Source organism: Pseudonocardia sp. P-1 (assembly GCF_058111925.1).
On the sequence record NZ_CM176614.1, the window covers coordinates 5388500 to 5405673 of the forward strand.

The 17174-nt window shown below is 74.8% G+C and carries 14 protein-coding genes and 1 pseudogene; 7 read left to right on the forward strand and 8 right to left on the reverse strand.

Features of this window, described 5'->3' with window-relative positions; all coding sequences use genetic code 11:
* Nucleotides 1–22: 22 nt before the first annotated feature.
* From AC0GKK_RS26305 to AC0GKK_RS26315, 3 genes are all read right to left on the reverse strand, one after another.
* Nucleotides 23–1558, reverse strand: a complete 1536-nt coding sequence (locus tag AC0GKK_RS26305) for an acyl-CoA synthetase (RefSeq protein ID WP_489882821.1) — start codon at nt 1556–1558, stop codon at nt 23–25.
* A gap of 96 nt (nt 1559–1654) precedes the next feature.
* Nucleotides 1655–1999 (reverse strand): histone-like nucleoid-structuring protein Lsr2, encoded by a 345-nt coding sequence (locus AC0GKK_RS26310; RefSeq protein WP_251782253.1) that lies wholly within the window; start codon nt 1997–1999, stop codon nt 1655–1657.
* Between the two features lie 219 nt (nt 2000–2218).
* Nucleotides 2219–3358: an MBL fold metallo-hydrolase gene (locus tag AC0GKK_RS26315; RefSeq protein ID WP_476651709.1), complete on the reverse strand. Its 1140-nt coding sequence runs from the start codon at nt 3356–3358 to the stop codon at nt 2219–2221.
* Nucleotides 3359–3409: 51 nt separating this feature from the next.
* Between AC0GKK_RS26315 and AC0GKK_RS26320 the strand changes: the two genes are divergently transcribed.
* Nucleotides 3410–4180 (forward strand): enoyl-CoA hydratase-related protein, encoded by a 771-nt coding sequence (locus AC0GKK_RS26320; RefSeq protein WP_489882822.1) that lies wholly within the window; start codon nt 3410–3412, stop codon nt 4178–4180.
* 42 nt (nt 4181–4222) lie between these two features.
* A complete protein-coding gene (locus AC0GKK_RS26325; RefSeq protein ID WP_062395807.1) occupies nt 4223–4714 on the forward strand; it encodes a MarR family winged helix-turn-helix transcriptional regulator in 492 nt (163 codons plus the stop codon).
* Between the two features lie 3 nt (nt 4715–4717).
* Here AC0GKK_RS26325 and AC0GKK_RS26330 read toward each other — a convergent pair whose 3' ends face one another.
* A complete protein-coding gene (locus AC0GKK_RS26330) occupies nt 4718–6004 on the reverse strand; it encodes an acyl-CoA dehydrogenase family protein (RefSeq protein WP_489882823.1) in 1287 nt (428 codons plus the stop codon).
* Nucleotides 6005–6599: 595 nt separating this feature from the next.
* On the opposite strand from AC0GKK_RS26330, the gene AC0GKK_RS26335 reads away from it, so the two are divergent.
* Nucleotides 6600–8204, forward strand: a complete 1605-nt coding sequence (locus tag AC0GKK_RS26335; RefSeq protein ID WP_489882824.1) for an AMP-binding protein — start codon at nt 6600–6602, stop codon at nt 8202–8204.
* Here the strand turns inward: AC0GKK_RS26335 and AC0GKK_RS26340 are convergent.
* The 4 genes and pseudogenes from AC0GKK_RS26340 to AC0GKK_RS26355 form a co-directional block, all read right to left on the reverse strand.
* Entirely contained in the window at nt 8107–9972 is a 1866-nt protein-coding gene (locus AC0GKK_RS26340; protein ID WP_489882825.1) for an MFS transporter, read from the reverse strand. The genes AC0GKK_RS26335 and AC0GKK_RS26340 overlap by 98 nt on opposite strands.
* A gap of 76 nt (nt 9973–10048) precedes the next feature.
* Nucleotides 10049–10666: a TetR/AcrR family transcriptional regulator gene (locus tag AC0GKK_RS26345; protein ID WP_405416719.1), complete on the reverse strand. Its 618-nt coding sequence runs from the start codon at nt 10664–10666 to the stop codon at nt 10049–10051.
* Between the two features lie 77 nt (nt 10667–10743).
* A pseudogene (locus AC0GKK_RS26350) lies at nt 10744–11222 on the reverse strand (tautomerase family protein).
* Between the two features lie 90 nt (nt 11223–11312).
* Nucleotides 11313–12641 carry a L,D-transpeptidase gene (locus AC0GKK_RS26355; protein ID WP_489882826.1) on the reverse strand — a complete coding sequence of 443 codons (1329 nt, stop codon included), beginning with the start codon at nt 12639–12641 and terminating at the stop codon, nt 11313–11315.
* A gap of 107 nt (nt 12642–12748) precedes the next feature.
* Here AC0GKK_RS26355 and AC0GKK_RS26360 point away from each other — a divergent pair, with 107 nt between their 5' ends.
* Genes AC0GKK_RS26360 through AC0GKK_RS26375 form a run of 4 tightly spaced genes read left to right on the forward strand, consistent with a single transcriptional unit; the run spans nt 12749 to nt 17080 of the window.
* Nucleotides 12749–13948, forward strand: coding sequence for a cysteine desulfurase-like protein (locus tag AC0GKK_RS26360; RefSeq protein WP_489882827.1), 1200 nt, complete (start codon nt 12749–12751; stop codon nt 13946–13948).
* A gap of 23 nt (nt 13949–13971) precedes the next feature.
* Entirely contained in the window at nt 13972–15168 is a 1197-nt protein-coding gene (locus tag AC0GKK_RS26365) for an ABC transporter substrate-binding protein (RefSeq protein ID WP_489882828.1), read from the forward strand.
* Entirely contained in the window at nt 15165–16286 is a 1122-nt protein-coding gene (locus tag AC0GKK_RS26370; RefSeq protein ID WP_476651696.1) for an iron chelate uptake ABC transporter family permease subunit, read from the forward strand. Before AC0GKK_RS26365 ends, AC0GKK_RS26370 begins: the two co-directional genes overlap by 4 nt.
* Complete coding sequence (locus AC0GKK_RS26375) at nt 16283–17080, forward strand: ABC transporter ATP-binding protein (RefSeq protein ID WP_224402248.1); 798 nt, start codon at nt 16283–16285, stop codon at nt 17078–17080. Before AC0GKK_RS26370 ends, AC0GKK_RS26375 begins: the two co-directional genes overlap by 4 nt.
* The last annotated feature ends 94 nt before the right edge of the window (nt 17081–17174 follow it).

A 17174-nucleotide genomic window follows, 5' to 3' on the forward strand; every position in this document is an offset into this window, starting at 1 on the left:
ACCCTGGGAGCACGGTGGGGCGTCACACGTAGCGGTCGCGCAGCTCCCGCTTGACCAGCTTGCCGGTGGGGGTGCGCGGCAGGAAGTCGGTGAAGTCCACCGACGACGGCGCCTTGTAGTGCGCGATCCGCTCCCGCACGAAGTCGATCAGCTCGCGCTCCAGCTCCGGGCCGGCGTCGACGCCCTCCGGGGGCTGGACGACGGCCTTGACCTTCTCGCCCATCTCGTCGTCGGGCACCCCGATGACGGCGACGTCGAGCACCTTCGGGTGCAGCGCGAGGGCGTCCTCGACCTCCTGCGGGTAGATGTTCACCCCGCCCGAGATGATCATGAACGCCTTGCGGTCGGTGAGGAAGAGGTAGCCGTCCTCGTCGAGGTAGCCCAGATCCCCGGTGGTGGTCCAGCTCTCGTGCTCGGGGTGGGTCGCGGCGAGGGTCTTGCCCGGGTCGTTGTGGTACTCGAACGGCCGGACGTCGCGCTCGAAGTAGACCGTCCCGATCTCGCCAGGGGCCAGGACGGCGCCGGTGTCGTCGGCGATCCGGATGGTGCCGAGCCCGGCGCGCCCGACCGAGCCGGGACGCTCGCTCCACTGCGCCGAGTCGATGAAGGTGATGCCGTTGGACTCGGTCGCGGCGTAGTACTCGTGCAGGACCGGACCCCACCAGTCGATCATCGCCTGCTTGACGTCCACCGGGCACGGCGCGGCCGCGTGGATCGCGACCCGCATCGAGGACACGTCGTAGGAGGCGCGGACGGACTCCGGGAGCTTGAGCATCCGCACGAACATCGTCGGCACCCACTGCGAGTGGGTGGCCGAGTACCGCTGGATCAGCTCCAGGGCCTTCTCGGGGTCGAAGCGCTCCATCACCACGACGGTGCCGCCGAGCGCCTGCACCGTGGCGGTGAACCGCAGCGGCGCGGCGTGGTAGAGCGGGGCCGGGTTCAGGTAGACGGTGTCGGTGTCGAAGCCGTACATCGACCCGAACAGGGCCTGGTAGGTGTCGCCCGGCTCGTCGACCTGCCGGTCGGGCAGCGTCGGCTTGATGCCCTTGGGGCGGCCGGTGGTGCCCGACGAGTAGAGCATGTCCGCCCCGCGCGGCTGGTCGGCCGGCGGCTCGGCCGGCACCGCGGCGAGGGTCTCGTCGTAGGCGGCGTAGCGCGACGCCCCGGGGATCTCACCGCCGAAGGCCAGCCGCACCGGGGTGTCGACGTGGTCCTCGATCGCCGCGGCCATACCGGCGACACCGGCCGAGACGACGAGCGCCTTCGCGCCGCAGTCCCGCACGATGTAGGCGGCCTCGGGCGCGGAGAGGTGGTGGTTCACCGCGGTGATGTAGAGCCCCGACCGCTGGGCGGCCCAGTAGACCTCGTAGACCCGCGCGGTGTTCTCCGCGACGAGCGCGACGACGTCGCCCCGCTGCAGACCGGCCGCACGCAGGTGGTTCGCGAGCCGGGCGGACCCCTCCTCCAGCTCACGGAAGGTCAGGGTCTCGCCCGAGCCCCCCATGATCACGGCCGGCTTGTCGGGGGTCGTGGCGGCGTGCGTGCCTGGGTACATCGGGGCCTCTCCGTCGGGGCGCGCCGCGGATCGCCCGGCGCACGTCTCTGGTCGGCCCGATCCTGCCATCCGGGGCGACCCCGGCGGCGGCAGCGGTCAGGAGTGCGCGTTCTGATAGGCCTCGAGAACCGAGGACGGGATACGCCCGCGCTCGGAGATCTTCATGCCCTGGGCAACCGCCCATTCCCGCACGGCGCGGTTCGCGGCGCGTTCCGAGGAGCTGGAACCGTTCGACGACGAGGTGCCGGAAGCGGGACTGCGCCGACCGGACCCGCGACGGGCGGCCGCGACGTAGGGCGCCAACGATTCCCGCAGCTTCTCGGCATTCTTGGTGGACAGGTCGATCTCGTAGGCGCGGCCGTCGACGGAGAACTCCACCTGCTCGTCGGCCTCGGTGCCGTCGAGGTCGTCGACCAGTGTGATGGTCGTCTGCTGCGCCACGTCGTCATTCCTTCCACGGGGGAATCACCGGATCGGCCGGAGATGGGAATCGCCCGGTGGGAGCCGGAACCGATTCTTGGGGCAGAACGATAAAGGATGCCGAACCGACCTGTCGAACCCCTGCCCGGAAATAGTCCCGCGCCGTCGTTTCGGGTCGGGGGATACGGCGTCCGGGCGACGGGAATGGGCGAAAAGGGTCAGTGGTGAACGTGACGTGAATCAGCGCGCGGTCGGCCACCACGGTTCGGTGGGAACCGCGGCGCGAGCCTCGTCGACGGTCGTGACGCCGGTCAGGTCGATCCGCTCGCCCGGGCGCGGCAGGGCCAGGACCACGTCCTGGTCGGCGGCGGCCTTGCGGGCCCGCTCAGCGGGCTCGTCCCACGGATGGAAGCCCAGGTTGAACGTCGCCCAGTGGATCGGCAGCAGCACCCGGCCGCCCAGCTCGCGGTGCGCGGCGACGGCCTGCTCCGGGTCGGCGTGGATGTCGGGCCACAGGTCGGCGTAGGCGCCGATCGGCAGCACCGTCAGGTCGAACGGGCCGTGCGCGGCCCCGGTACGCGCGTGCGCCCGGGTGGCGCCGGTGTCCCCGCCCAGGTAGGCGGTGTGCCGCGGCCCCGCGACCTTCCAGGCGGCCCACAGCGTCGTGTTGCGGCGCAGCCCGCGCCCGGAGAAGTGCCGGGTCTCCAGGCAGGTCAGCTCCAGGCCGGCGACGGTCACCACGCCCTCCCAGTCGCGCTCGACGACCCGGTGCCCGGGCACGCCCCAGGCCCGCAGGTGCGCGCCCACCCCGAGCGGGCCGACGAACACCGCGGAGGTGTCGCGGGCCAGCGCGGTGACCGTCGGACGGTCGAGGTGGTCGTAGTGGTCGTGGCTGATCACGACGACGTCCGGGGACCCCAGCGCGGACAGCGGCCCGACGGGCGGGTGCAGGCGGCGCGGCCCGAAGCGCGGCACGGGGGAGGCGTACTCCGACCAGACAGGGTCGGCCAGGACCCGTCGGCCGTCGATCTCCAGCAGGACCCCGGCGTGACCCAGCCAGGTCACCGCCAGCCCGGCGGGCTCGTCGGGGGTCCGCAGCGACGCGAGCGGCACCGTGGCCGGCGCGACGCCCTCGGACCGGCGGCCCACCAGCATGTTCAGGATCATCCTGGCGGAGGCCTTGGCCCGCGGCAGACCCGGCTCGGTGTTGGCGAACACGCCGTCGACGGCGTTCGGCGACCCGGAGGCGATCCGGTGGAGCTCGGCCGCGCGGGCCCCCATGTTGCGGCGCACGTGCACGCCGAGCGCGGCGAGGGCCCCGGTCAGGGCGAGCGGGACGGACAGGACGGCCGCGGTCGGGACGCGCTTGCTGCGGGACACGATCACCACAGTACGAACGGCCGGGCCCGCTCCCCACCTACAGTCACGATCGTGACGGACGGCATGACGGGGACACGGGTGACCACCGAGCGGCACGGGCACGTGCTCCTGATCCGGATGACGCGGCCGGACAAGCGCAACGCCGTCGACGCGGCGATGACGGCGGGGCTCGACGAGGCGCTCAACTCCCTCGACGACGACCCGGACCTGTGGTGCGGTGTGCTCGCCGGGGACGCGACGGCGTTCAGCGCGGGCACCGACCTGGCGGCGGGCTCCGGCGGGCCGACGCCGCGCGGCGGCAACTACGGCGTCGTCCGGCGCGACCGGCGGCGCCCGCTGATCGCCGCCGTCGAGGGCGTCGCCTACGGCGGCGGGTTCGAGATCGTGCTGGCCTGCGACATGGTCGTCGCGTCGACGACGGCGCGGTTCGGGCTGCCCGAGGTCGCCCGCGGCCTGGTCGCGAACTGCGGGGCGCTGTTCCGGGCGCCGCGGCCGCTGCCGCTCAACATCGCCAAGCAGCTGCTGGTCACCGGGCGACCGCTGGACGCCGAGCGCGCGTACACCCTGGGCCTGGTCTCCGAGCTCGTCGAGCCGGGCGGGGCGGAGGCCGCGGCGCTCGCGCTCGCGGCCGCGGTGTGCGAGAACTCGCCGCTGGCGGTGTCGGTGTCGCTGCGCGCGCTGGACCGTGTGGTGTCCGAGCCGGACGAGCGCGGCTGGAACGCCACCGAGATCGCCTCGGCGGCGATCGACCGGTCCGCGGACAGGACCGAGGGGATCGCGGCCTTCCTGGAGAAGCGCCCGCCGCGCTGGACGGGGCGCTGACCCGCGCCCGGTGTGTCGCCGCACGCGACTAGGCTCGTCGGCATGCCTGCCCGGACGCGACGTGAGGACCTGGTCGCGCTGCTGCAGGACTACGCGGGCGAGGCCGAGCTGCTCGGCCAGGAGTTCGCCGGGCGGCACCGGCTGCACCCCACCGACCTGCACGCGCTGCTCGCGGTGATGCGCGCGGACTCCGCGGGCGAGCCGCTGACCCCGGGCGTCCTCGGCGCCCGGCTCGGGCTGTCCACGGGTGCGACGACCGCGCTCGTCGACCGCCTGGAGCGCGCGGGCCACGTGCGCCGCAGCCGCGAGTCCACCGACCGGCGGCGGGTGACCCTGCGCCAGGCCGAGAACGCCGCCGAGGTCGGCGGGGCGTTCTTCGGCCCGCTCGGCGCTCGGATGGACGCCGTGCTCGCCGGCTTCGACGACGACGAGCTCGCCGCCGCGGCCCGCTTCCTCACCGCGATGAACGCGCTGGTCGCGGACTACCGCGCCGACCTCGCCGCCGGGCCGGCGCAGAAGTCCACGCCGGCCTGAGGTTCAGGCGTTCGCCGCCGCGGTGTCCAGGTACTCCGCGAACTTCCGGCGCGCGGCCGCGGTGCGGGTCGGGACGTGCTCGGTGGGGACCTCCACCGGGGTGTAGCCGCGCAGGATGCGCCGCGCGACGGACTCCTTGTGCACCTCGTCGGGGCCGTCGTAGATGCGCGCGGCACGGGCCGCCCGGTACATCTGCTCCAGCGGCAGATCCCCGGAGAAGCCCAGCGAGCCGTGCACCTGGATCGCGCGGTCGATCACGTCGTGCAGCACCTTCGCGCCCCAGTACTTGATCATCCCGATCTCGATCCGGGCGTTCGAGGCGCCGACCTGGTCCATCGTCCACGCCGCGTGCAGGGTCAGCAGACGCGCCGCGGCCATGTCCGCAGCGGACTGCGCGATCATGTCCTGCACCATCTGCTTGTCGGCGAGCCGCGTGCCGCTCGCCGTCCGCGACACCGCGCGCTCGCACAGCATGTCGAACGCCCGCCGGGACTGGCCCAGCCAGCGCATCGCGTGGTGGATGCGCCCTGGGCCGAGCCGCTGCTGGGCGAGCCTGAAGCCGTCGCCGGGGTTGCCGACCAGGTTCGTCGCCGGCACCCGGACGTCGCGGTAGAACACCTCGGCGTGGCCGCCGTAGATCTCGCCGCCGACGTCGGGGTGGTCCATCACCGGGATGTCGCGGGCCACGTCGACCCCCGGGGTGTCGGTCGGGACGACGATCATCGAGGCCCGTTGGTACGGGGGCGCGTCCGGGTCGGTCACCACCATCGCGATCAGGAAGTCCGAGCCGGTGGCGTTCGAGGAGAACCACTTGTGGCCGTTGATGACGTAGTCGTCGCCGTCGCGCACGGCCCGGGTGGACAGCATCGTCGGGTCCGCACCGGCGCCGGGCTCGGTCATCGAGAAGCAGGACCGCAGCTCACCGCGCAGCAGCGGGTGCATCCAGCGTTCCTTCTGCTCCGGCGACCCGCCGATCGCGAGCAGCTCGGCGTTGCCCGAGTCGGGGGCCTGGTTGCCGAACACCCCCGGCGCGTAGCGGCACTGGCCGAGGATCTCGTGCATCAGCCCGAGGGAGACCTGGCCGAACCCGCCGCCACCGAGCCCCGGGGGCAGGTGCGCGGCCCACAGGCCCTGCTCCTTGACCTGCTCCTTGAGCGGGGCGGTGATCCGGGCGAAGGTCTCCCGGTCCAGGTCGAGGGTCTCGAGCGGGATGATCTCGTCGCGGACGAAGCCGCGCATCCACTTCAGCTTCTCCTCGAACTCCGGATCGGTGCTGAAGTCCCACGCCATCGCGTCCGCCTCCCGACGAGCCTCGTTGCCACTGCGAACGTAACCCAGCCCGCCACGACGTGGACAGGGCCGCCGCCGAGCCGGTGGTCGACGGGGTCGGTGGTCGGTGGTGCCGGTGGCCGGCGGTGCGGTGGTCGGTGGTGCCGGTGGCCGGCGGTGCGGTGATCGACGGGGCCCGGTGCTCGGTGGTGCCGGTGCTCGGTGGTGCCGGTGGTCGGTGGTGCCGGTGGCCGGCGGTGCGGCGATCGACGGAGCAGGTTGTCGACGGAGCCGGCCGTCGGTGGCCGGCCGAACCGGTGATCGGCGATGCGCGCGGTGATCCGCTCCGCGCGCGCGTCCGGACGCGCGCGCGGAGTGGATCACCGCGCGGACGACGGATCACGCGCGGGCTCGCGATCACGCTGCGGTCGGGATCACCGTGCGGTCGGGATCACCGTGCGGTCGGGATCACCGTGCGGGCGGGACCACCGTGCGCGGACGGCGGGTCACCGGGCGGGCGGGTCCACCGTGCGGGCGGGATCACCGTGCGCGGACGCCGGGTCACCGGGCGGGCGGGGCGATTGCGTGCCCGGGCGCCGGCGGGGAGGCTCGGGGGATGACCGACGAGGCTCCCGTCCCCGTCCACCCGGCGGGTGTCCCGGCCGACCTGGTGGACCTGTCCTACGAGCCGCTGACCCCCACGGCGTTCCTCGACCGGGCCGCGGCGGCGCACGGCGACCGGGTCGCGGTCGTCGACGGCGACCTGCGGTTCACCTACACCGAGTTCCGCGACCGCTGCCGGCGCCTGGCGGGCTCGCTCGCCGCGCTGCACGACGGGCGCCCGGTCGCGGTCCTCGTGCCGAACACCCACGTCGGGCTGGAGGCGGCGCACGCGGTCCCGTGGTCGGGGACGGCGCTGGTCGCGGTCAACACCCGGCTCTCGGCGGGCGAGGTCGCCTACATCCTGGAGCACTCCCACGCCTCGGTGCTGGTGGCCGACCCGGTGTTCGACGACCTCGTCGCCGAGGTCGTCACCCGCCTCGACGCCCCGCCGCACACGGTGCGGGTCGGCCCGGACTACGAGCGCCTCGTCGAGGAGGGGGAGCCCACCGCGGTGCGGCCCGCCGACGAGCGCGGCCTGCTGTCGATCAACTACACGTCCGGGACCACCGGGAACCCGAAGGGCGTGATGTACCACCACCGGGGCGCCTACCTGCAGGCGCTCGCGATGGTCGGCCACACCGGGCTGACCGCGTCGTCGGTGCACCTGTGGACGCTGCCGATGTTCCACTGCAACGGCTGGTGCTTCCCCTGGGCGGTCACCGCGGCCGCCGCCACCCACGTCTGCCTGCCGAAGGTCGAGCCGGCCCGGATCTGGGAGCTCGTGCGCGACCAGGGCGTCACCCACCTCAACGGCGCCCCCACCGTGCTGTCGATGATCGCCTACGCGCCGGAGGCCGGGCCGGTGGAGACCCCGGTGGCCGTCGCGACCGGGGGAGCACCGCCGAGCCCGGCGATCCTGCGCCGGATGGCCGAGCTCGGGTTCGAGGTGACCCACCTCTACGGGCTCACCGAGACGTTCGGCCCGGCGATGATCTGCGACTGGCGTCCGGAGTGGAACGACCTCGACGCCGACGCCCGGGCCCGGATGAAGGCCCGCCAGGGCGTCGGGAACATGATCGCCTGTGCGGTCCGGGTGATCGACGACGACGGCGCCGACGTCCCCGCCGACGGGGAGACGACCGGCCAGATCGCGTTGCGCGGCAACAACGTGATGCTCGGCTACCTCGACGACGAGCAGGCCACCCGCGACGCCGCGCCGGACGGCTGGTTCCGGACCGGCGACATCGGCGTCATGCACCCCGACGGCTACGTCGAGCTCCGTGACCGCTCGAAGGACGTGATCATCTCCGGTGGGGAGAACATCGCCAGCGTCGAGGTGGAACAGGCCATCGCCGACCACCCGGCCGTGCTGGAGGTCGCGGTGATCGCCGTCCCCGACGAGCGGTGGGGCGAGGTCCCGGCCGCGTGGGTGACCCTGCGCGAGGGCGAGAGCGCCACCGAGGACGAGATCGTCGAGCACGTGCGCGGGCGACTGGCGCGGTTCAAGGCCCCCAAGCGGGTCACCTTCGCCGAGCTGCCGAAGACCTCCACCGGGAAGATCCAGAAGTTCGTGCTGCGCGAGGAGGCGTGGGCAGGGGAGGAACGCCGGATCCGCTAGCTAGCGGTGACGTGCCCCCGCGGGAGACGGCGACCGGGTCAGGGCGGGTCGGCCACCGGCGCGTCCCGCCGCACCAGCGACAGGGCCGTCTCACCGCCCATCGGCACTCGGTGGGCCCGGGGTGGTGACCCGCCTCGGTCACCACGAGGACCACGTGCGTGCCCGGCGCGACCCGGGCGCCGTCCACCGGGACGGCGAGCCGGCCGTCGGGTCCGGTCACCGCCCGGGCCAGCTCGGCGCCGCCGGCGTCGATCACCGTGCCGACCGCTCCGGCCAGCGGCCGCCCGCGGCCGTCCCGGACGATCCCGCGCACCACGGGTGGGACGCCGCGCATCCGACCGTCGGCGTGGGCGTCGACGGGGGAGCCGACCGCGGTGTCGGGATCCGCGGTGACCCGAGCCGGCCGTCGTTCGGCTGCGGCGAGCACGAGCGCGAGGAGCGCGGCGACGACCGCCGACCCCGCGAGGAGCACCCACCCGGCCCGGACCGAGCCGAACTCCGACGGCAGCCCGGTGGTGTGCACGCCGATCACCGAGACGAGCAGGGCCACGCCCAGCACGGACCCGACCTGGCGGGCGGTGTTGATCAGCGACGAACCCGAACCCCACTGCGGTGCGGGCAGCGCGGAACCGACCACGGACGAGAGCGTGGGCAGGATCAGCCCGACGCCGAGCCCGGTGAGCAGCTGCCCGGGGAGCATGCCTGCGGCGTAGTCGGGCGTGAGGCCCAGGTGGGCCAGCCACCAGACGGGCCCGGCCGCGAAGGCGAGGGCACCGAGTGCCGCCGTCGCACCGGTCCCGATCCGCGCCGACAGCTGACCGGCGAGCCTCGATACGACGACCACGACCATCGGCCCCGGGGCGGGGGCCAGGCCCGCGAGCTGCGCCGTCCAGCCCCAGGTCCCGGTCAGGTAGAGCACGTTCACGACCAGCATCCCGGCGAACCCGCACGTGAAGGCCACCATCGTCAGCGCGGCGAACCCGACGGCCGGCACCCGGACGACGGCGAGGTCCAGGGCCGGGACGGCGTGCCGCCGCGACCGCAGGACGACCGCGACCAGGCCGAGGACCGCGATCCCGCCGGCGGTGAGGACCTCCGCCGAGAGCCACCCGTGATCCGGAGCGCGGACCAGGGCGAAGGCGAGCGCGCCGATGCCCACGACCAGGGCCAGGGCGCCGAGCAGGTCGGGCATCCCGGTCGGTGCGACGTCCGACTCGCGCAGCACCCGCGCCCCGGCCAGCAGCGCCGCGACCCCGACCGGGACGTTCACCAGGAACACCCAGTGCCACGACGCCTGCACGAGCAGCCCGCCCAGGGGTGGGCCCAGCGCCGCGGCGACCGCGCCGATCGAGGCCCACGCGCCGACGGCGCGGCTGCGGTGCTCGGCCGGGTACGCGGCGAGCAGCAGCGACAGCGAGGTGGGCATGACGAACGCCGCCCCCACGGCCTGCACCGCCCGCGCCGCCACCAGCAGCCACACGGTCGGCGCCACCGCGCACGCGACCGACGCGAGCGTGAACACGGCGAGCCCGGTCAGGAAGATCCGCTTGTGCCCGAAGCGGTCGCCGAGCCGCCCGGCGAGGGCGAGGAACGCCGCGAACACCACCGTGTAGCCGTTGAGGATCCACGACATCTGCCCGAGGTCGGTGCCGGGGAACGACGCGCGGATGTCGGGGAAGGCGATGTTGACGATGAACAGGTCGAGGCTGGACAGGAACGCCGCCGCAGACGTGATCAGCAGCACGGCACCGGGCCGGGGCGCGGTCATGGGTGTCCTCTCGTGACGGACCGATCGGTCCGACCCGGCGTACGGGCAGGTGGGACGGGTACGACGGGTCGTGGGGTCAGGCCCCGACGAGGTGCCGGGTGAGCCGTACAGCGGTGTCGGCGCCGCGCCGGACGTCGGCCGGGTCGCGGTGGGCGGCCTGCATGAACAGCCCGTCGACGAGCAGGCAGAGCTCGTCGGCGAGCCGGCCGGGGTCGTCGGTCCCGAGCTCGCCGACCAGTCCGTCGATGATCGCCCGAACGTCCGCCAGGTGTTCCCGGGCCAGGACCGCGGGTGTGTCGGCCCCGGCGGCGGTGTCGGCGGCGTCGGTGGTACCCGCGGCGTCGTCGGCGGGGAACTCGACGAGGTAGTTGCGGAAGGCGCAGCCGCGCGAGCCCGTGCGGGTCACCAGGTCGCCGAGCTCGCCGACCAGCGCGACCAGACGGGCGCGCGGGTCGTCGCCCGCCGCGTCGAGGGCCCGGTGGATCGCGTCCGCCCGACGCTCGCGGACCCGGGCGAGGTAGCCCGCGACCAGGTCGTCCTTGGTGGTGAAGTGCTGGTAGAGCAGGTTCTTCCCGGTACCCGCCTCGTCGATGATCCGGTTCATCCCGATCGCGCGGACCCCGTGCGCGTAGAACAGCCGCGACGCGGTGGTGAGGATGCGCTCCCGGGTGCCCGGGGCGGGGGTGCGAGCCATCCGTCGATGGTAACGGACCGATCGGTCCGGGTGTGCCGTCGTGCCGGGGCCTGCCGGTCCCGCTCCGGGTGCCGGCATCAGGGGCGGGCCGCGGCGACGTCGTCGTAGGGGACCGGTGCGCCGCGCTCGGCCCACAGGCGCTCGCCCGGGGTCCCGGGACCCGGTGGGCGCATCCCCTGGATGAGCCAGAGGTCGCGGGAGGTCTCGTCGACGTGGAGCTCCCAGTCCAGGGAGCGCTCGGCCATGAAGGGGGTCAGGAGGTCGCCGACCCGCCCGATCAGGCGGACGCGCGCGGACGCGTCGGGCAGGGTCCGGGCGATGTGGTCCACCTGGATCCGGACGAACCGCTCCCGGGGGCTCCGCCGATGAACAGCGCGCCGGGCTCGGCCGCCTGGAACACCACGCCGACATAGAACGACGGCAGCATGGAGTAGATCCCCGTGATGCCCTCGGCCAGGGTCCGGCGGTCGTCGGGGCGGAGGCAGTCCGCGCTGTGGTGGACGGTCCAGAGGGGCATGGGGACGCCTTCCGTCGGTGCCGGGTCGGGGTCGACCATAGCGGACCGATCGGTCCCGGACCAAACGGTCCGGTTCGGTGCGGAGGCGGTCCCGGCAGGTGGTCCACCGGGAGACCGGGGGAGGGGCGGTCAGGACAGCGCGCTCAGCGAGCGCCACTCGTCCCAGGGGATCGTCCAGTCGTAGAGGTCGCCGTCGCGGGCGGTCAGCGGCTGCGAGCTGCCGGTCACCTCGACCGGGTCGCCGAACACGGCGCCCGCGAAGAACTCCTTCGCGTCACGGGTGGACAGGTTGATGCAGCCGTGGCTGACGTTGCGGTTGCCCTGCGCCCACGACGACGCGGGGTTGGCGTGGATGAACTCGCCGTTGTTGGAGATCCGGACCGCCCAGAACTGGGGCTCGTCGACGTAGCCGTAGTCGGGGTTGCTCATCAGCACCTTCTCCGACTTGGCCATGACCACGTGGATGCCGGAGCGGGTCACCCGGCGCGGGTCGGACTCCAGGCCGTAGGAGGCGTCGTAGCGGGCGACCTCCCTGCCGTCGCGGACGACGACGATCGCGTGGCTGCGGGTGTCGGCCTTCACGATCTGGCTGCGTCCCACGGTGAAGGTCCGGTCCAGGTCCTTCGTCATGAAGGTGCCGTCGCCCAGGTCGAGGCCGCGCAGCGCGCCCCGCACGTGGACCTGCGTGTGCGCGGGCCAGTAGGCCTTCGGGCGGTAGTGCACCCGCGAGCCCTCGGCGGTGTCGGGCAGCCACGCCCAGGCACCCTCGACCGTCCGTGACGCGGTGACGCGCAGCGCCCGCTCGACGGTGGCCTTCGCGGCGTCGGGGAGCCTCTCGCCGAAGGTGAGCACGACCGGGGCGCCGATGCCGACCTCGCCGCCGTCGCGGATGTTCATGGTTGCGTCGACGGTGTCGTCGGGGTCGACGGTGGTGAACGGGGCCGGGGGCACCGGGCGCCGGTCCTGCGGGCCCACCACCCAGCTGCCCGACCAGTGGTAGGTGGTGGCGAGGTCCAGCGGCTCGGTGGCGGTCCAGCTGCGGCCGTCGGGGGACAGGGTGCCCGCGACGGTGACCGGCCCGTCGTCGGAGTCGGCGGTGAGCGCGACGCCGTCGAGGGTCCCGGTGCTGACCTCGGTGCGGACCGGGCTGCGCGGGGCGACCGGGGCACCGCCGGCCGGGACGCTGGTGAGGACCTCGGGGACGGGGGGTACGGGTGGCACGGCCGGGGCCGGACGGAGGCGGTCGACGGCACCGGCGAGGTTGCGGGCCAGCGAGTCGACGCCGCCGCCGACGGTGTCACCGATCCGGCCGCCCGCCATCGCGGCGGTCCCGCCCGCGAGCAGGACCACCAGTGCGACCAGCGAGGTCGCGAGCACCGCCCAGGTGCGACGGTGCACCGAGCGTCGCCGCCGGCGTGGGGTGTGGCGCCCGCGCGAGTGCTCCCAGGACCTCGACATGCCGAGGATCATGGCCCGCGTGTCACCCACACGGGCGGTGCGACACCCCGACGACATGTGATCGTTGCCCGGGCGCGTCCGCGGCGACGGCGTGACAGGGTTCCGCCATGAGCTACGACGTCGCCGCCGTCCGCAGCCGTTTCCCCGCCCTGCGCGCCGGGATCGCCCACTTCGACGGGCCCGGCGGCTCCCAGGTCCCCGACGCCGTCGCCGGGGCGGTGGCCGCCGCCATGACCTCGCCGCTGGCCAACCGCGGGACGGTCACCAGCGGTGAGCGCGCCGCCGACGCGATCGTGCTCGGCGCCCGCGCCGCGACCGCCGACCTGCTCGGCGCGGACCCGCGCGGGATCGTGTTCGGGCGCAGCATGACCGCGCTGACCTTCGACCTCGCCCGCACGCTGGCCGCGACCTGGTCGCCGGGCGACGAGATCGTCGTGACCCGCCTCGACCACGACGCGAACATCCGCCCCTGGGTGACCGCCGCGCAGGCGGTCGGGGTGACGGTCCGGTGGCTCGACTTCGACCCCGCCACCACCGAGCTCGACGACGTGACGCCGCTGCTGTCCGACCGCACCCGGCTCGTCGCGGTGACCGGGGCGTCGAACCTGGTCGGGACCCGCCCCGACCTGCCCGCGATCGCCGCAGCCGTGCATGCCGCCGGGGCGCTGTTCATGGTAGACGGTGTGCACCTGACCGCCCACGCCCCGATCGACGTCGCCGCGGTCGGCGCCGACTTCTACGCCTGCTCGCCCTACAAGTTCCTCGGCCCGCACTGCGGGGTGCTCGCCGCCGACCCGGCGCTGCTGGAGACCCTGCACCCGGCGAAGCTGGCACCGTCGAGCGACGCGGTGCCCGAGCGCTTCGAGCTCGGCACCCTGCCCTACGAGCTGCTCGCCGGGACCACCGCCGCCGTCGAGTTCCTCGCCGCCCTGGACCCGTCGGCGACCGGGGACCGCCGGGCGCGGCTGCAGGCGTCGATGGCCGCGGTGGAGGAGCACGAGCGGCCGCTGCGCGAGCGCATCGAGGCCCACCTCGCCGCCCTGCCCGGGGTCACCGTGCGCTCCCGGGCGGCCCGGCGGACCCCGACCCTGCTGGTGACCTTCGACGACCGCGACGCCGCCGACGCCTACCGGCACCTGGCGCAGCGACGGATCGCGGCGCCCGCCTCGTCGTTCTACGCGCTCGAGTGCTCGCGGCGGCTCGGCCTGGGGGACACCGGATCCCTGCGGATCGGGCTCGCCTGCTACACCGACGACGCCGACGTCGACCGGCTCCTGGACGGGCTCTCCGACTTCGTCGGGGCCTGATCCACATATGTGAGACTGTTCAGGTGACGCGTCCTCGGTGGGTCCTCGCGGCCCTGCTCGCACTGTCCCTCGTCGTCGGGTGCTCGGCACCCGCCGCGGCACCGCAGGCCCCCGGTGGGACCGCAGCGGCGGCACAGGACTGCGTGCCCGGCGCCGCATCCGCCCCGGACGACACGGTCGCCTTCGGCCACGCCACCAACGTCACGATCACCGGCGGCGACGGCTACCGGGTCCTGACCGTCCGCACGCCCTTCCCGGGTGGGCAGCCGCAGTCGGTCGTGCTCGTCGGCTGCGGACAGGGCGACCCGGCGCTGCCCGCGGCGCTCGCCGTGGCCCCGGTGGTGCACACCCCGGTGAGCGGGATCTTCGCCGGCTCGACCACCCAGCTACCGATGATCACCGAACTGGGTGGGCTCGACCGGATCACCGGCGTCGGCGGGGCCGCGCTGGTCACCGACCCGGCCGTGCGCGGTCGCGTCGAGTCCGGTGCCGCCGTCGAGTTCGCGCCGAACTCCACGATCGACGCCGAGGCCGTCGTCGCCGCCGCGCCGCCGGTCGTGCTGTCGGCGGGGACCGACGACCCGGCCTTCCCGGCGCTGGCCGCCGCCGGGATCCCGGTGGTCGGCTGGGCGGACTACCTGGAGACCGGCCCGCTCGGCCAGGCCGAGTGGATCAAGGTCGTCGGTGCGCTGACCGGGCAGGACGCCCGCGCCGCGGAGGTCTTCGACGGCATCGCGGGCCGCTACACCGACCTCGCCGGTCGCGTGCGCGGCCTGCCGCCGACCCCGATCGTCGCCGGGCAGCCCTACCAGGGCACCTGGAACGTCCCGGCCGCCGAGTCGACCGCGGGCATCCTCTTCCGCGACGCCGGCGCCACCTGGCTGGGCGCCGGGATGCCCGGCACCGGCACCCAGGCGCAGTCGCTGGAGCGGGTGCTGGCCGACGACGGCGACGCCCGCATCTGGCTCGCCGACGGCCCGTTCGCCACGACCGCCGACGTCGCGACACTCGACCCGCGGCTGTCCTCGCTCGCCGCGGCCCGCCCCGGCGGGCAGCTGTGGACCCGCGACAGGGCCACCACCGCCGACGGCGGCAACGCCCTCTACGAGCGCGGCGCGCTCCACCAGGACGAGATCCTCGCCGACCTCGTCGCGATCCTGCACCCGCAGGCCCTGCCCGGGCACGCGTTCACCTACTACCGGCAGGTGCCCGCCGGATGAGGCCGGCCGCGCCGGCGTCGCCCGCTCCGGCGACCCGGGTCCCGGACCGGGCCGGACAACGCTCGGGACGCCGGGCGCCGCTGGTCCTGGCCGTGCTCGCCACCGGTGTCGTCGTGCTGTTCGCCCTGGCCGTCTCGACCGGGTCGGTGGTGATCGGGCTCGACCGGACGCTGTCGGCGCTGCTCGGCATCGGCACCACCGACGCCCGGCTCGACCTGCTCGTCACCGACCTGCGGGTCCCGCGGGCGGTGACCGCGGCGGCCGTCGGCGTCGGGCTGGGCACCGCGGGGCTGCTCACCCAGACCCTGTTCCGCAACCCGCTGGCCGAGCCCTACGTACTCGGGGTCAGCGCCGGAGCCGGGCTGGGCGTCGCGCTGGTGACCACGCTCGGCGCGGCCGCGGGGACCGCCGCGTTCGCCACCGGCGGGCTCGGCGCCGCACCGGTCGTCGGGGGGCGGCTCACGACGGTCGTGGCCGCGGCGGTCGGTGCCGCCGCCGTGCTCGCGCTGGTGCTGGCACTGTCGCGGTTCGCCCGGTCGGTCACCGCACTGCTCGTGATCGGCGTGATGCTGGGGTCGGCGGTCACCTCGGTGGTCAGCCTGCTGCTGGTCTGGACCGACCCGCGCACCGCGCAGCAGTACCTGATGTGGGGCCTCGGCTCGGTGTCCGGCGTCGGCCGCGGCGAGCTGCCGGTCCTCGGCGGGATCGTCGCGGCCGGGCTGCTGGCGGTGATCCTGCTGGCCAAGCCGCTCGACGGGCTGTTGCTCGGCGACGACTACGCCCGCACCGCCGGTGTCGACGTCGCCCGGGTGCGGCTGGTCGTGCTGCTCGTCGCCGCCGTACTGGCCGGGACGGTCACCGCGTTCTGCGGACCGATCGGGTTCCTCGGCATCGCCGTGCCGCACCTCGCCCGGATGGCGGTCGGCACCTCGCGGCACCGGGTGCTCGTCCCGGCCACCGCCCTGACCGGTGCGCTGGTCGGGCTGGCCTGCGCGGTCGTCGCGAACCCGCCGGGGCTGGGCACGGTGATCCCGCTGAACGTGGTGACCTCGCTGGTCGGGGCACCGGTCGTGATCGCGGTGCTCCTGCGCTCCCGACGCCTGGGCGCGGCCTGGTGAGCGCCGGGCTGGTGCTGTCCGGGCTCGACGTCGGGCACGCCGAGGGCGGGACGCTGCGCCGCGGCCGGGTGCGCCCGGTGCTGTCCGGGGTGGACGCCGTCGCCGCACGGGGCGAGCTGACCGTGCTGCTCGGGGCGAACGGCGCTGGCAAGTCCACCCTGCTGCGGACCCTCGCCGGGCTGCTGCCCGCGCTGGGCGGCACGGTCGCCCTCGACGGCACCGACCTGCTCGGGCTGCGCGCACCGGAGCGGGCCCGCCGGGTCGGGGTGGTGCTGACCGACCGGCCGGACCCGGGGCAGCTGACCGGCCGCGACGTCGTCGAGCTGGGGCGGCTGCCGCACACCGGCGCCACCGGCGTGCTCACCGCCGACGACGAGGCCGCCGTCGACGCCGCGATCGACGCGGTCCGCGCCGGGCCGCTGGCCGGACGCCCGCTGGCCCGGATGTCCGACGGCGAGCGGCAGCGGATGATGGTCGCCCGCGCACTGGCCCAGCAGCCCTCGCTGCTGCTGCTCGACGAGCCGAGCGCGTTCCTCGACGTCTCCTCCCGGGTCGCGCTGCTCGGGACGCTGCGCCGGCTGGCGGGGGAGCAGGACCTCGCGGTGCTGTTGTCCACCCACGACCTGGAGCCGGCACTGCGTCTGGCGGACCGGGCCTGGCTGCTCGACGGCGCGGGCGCGCTGCACACCGGGACGCCCGGTGAGCTGGCGGCCTCCGGGGCGGTGGGTGCGGCGTTCGACACCGACGAGCTGGCCTTCGACGCGCCCACCGGCACCTTCCGCCTCCGCGCCTGAGACCCCGGCACAGGACCCGCGCCGCACAGGTTCCGGTCGCGCCGCACACGCCCGGACCTGTGCGGCGGGACCGGAACCCTGTGCGGCGCTGCAC

What these genes read in the sequence shown, in the direction of transcription:
- AC0GKK_RS26305 (WP_489882821.1), bottom strand. Translation starts at nt 1,558, where the DNA reads ATGTACCCAGGCACGCACGCCGCCACGACCCCCGACAAGCCGGCCGTG.
- AC0GKK_RS26325 (WP_062395807.1), top strand. Translation starts at nt 4,223, where the DNA reads ATGCCTGCCCGGACGCGACGTGAGGACCTGGTCGCGCTGCTGCAGGAC.
- AC0GKK_RS26330 (WP_489882823.1), bottom strand. Translation starts at nt 6,004, where the DNA reads ATGGCGTGGGACTTCAGCACCGATCCGGAGTTCGAGGAGAAGCTGAAG.
- AC0GKK_RS26335 (WP_489882824.1), top strand. Translation starts at nt 6,600, where the DNA reads ATGACCGACGAGGCTCCCGTCCCCGTCCACCCGGCGGGTGTCCCGGCC.
- AC0GKK_RS26340 (WP_489882825.1), bottom strand. Translation starts at nt 9,972, where the DNA reads ATGACCGCGCCCCGGCCCGGTGCCGTGCTGCTGATCACGTCTGCGGCG.
- AC0GKK_RS26345 (WP_405416719.1), bottom strand. Translation starts at nt 10,666, where the DNA reads ATGGCTCGCACCCCCGCCCCGGGCACCCGGGAGCGCATCCTCACCACC.
- AC0GKK_RS26355 (WP_489882826.1), bottom strand. Translation starts at nt 12,641, where the DNA reads ATGTCGAGGTCCTGGGAGCACTCGCGCGGGCGCCACACCCCACGCCGG.
- AC0GKK_RS26360 (WP_489882827.1), top strand. Translation starts at nt 12,749, where the DNA reads ATGAGCTACGACGTCGCCGCCGTCCGCAGCCGTTTCCCCGCCCTGCGC.
- AC0GKK_RS26370 (WP_476651696.1), top strand. Translation starts at nt 15,165, where the DNA reads ATGAGGCCGGCCGCGCCGGCGTCGCCCGCTCCGGCGACCCGGGTCCCG.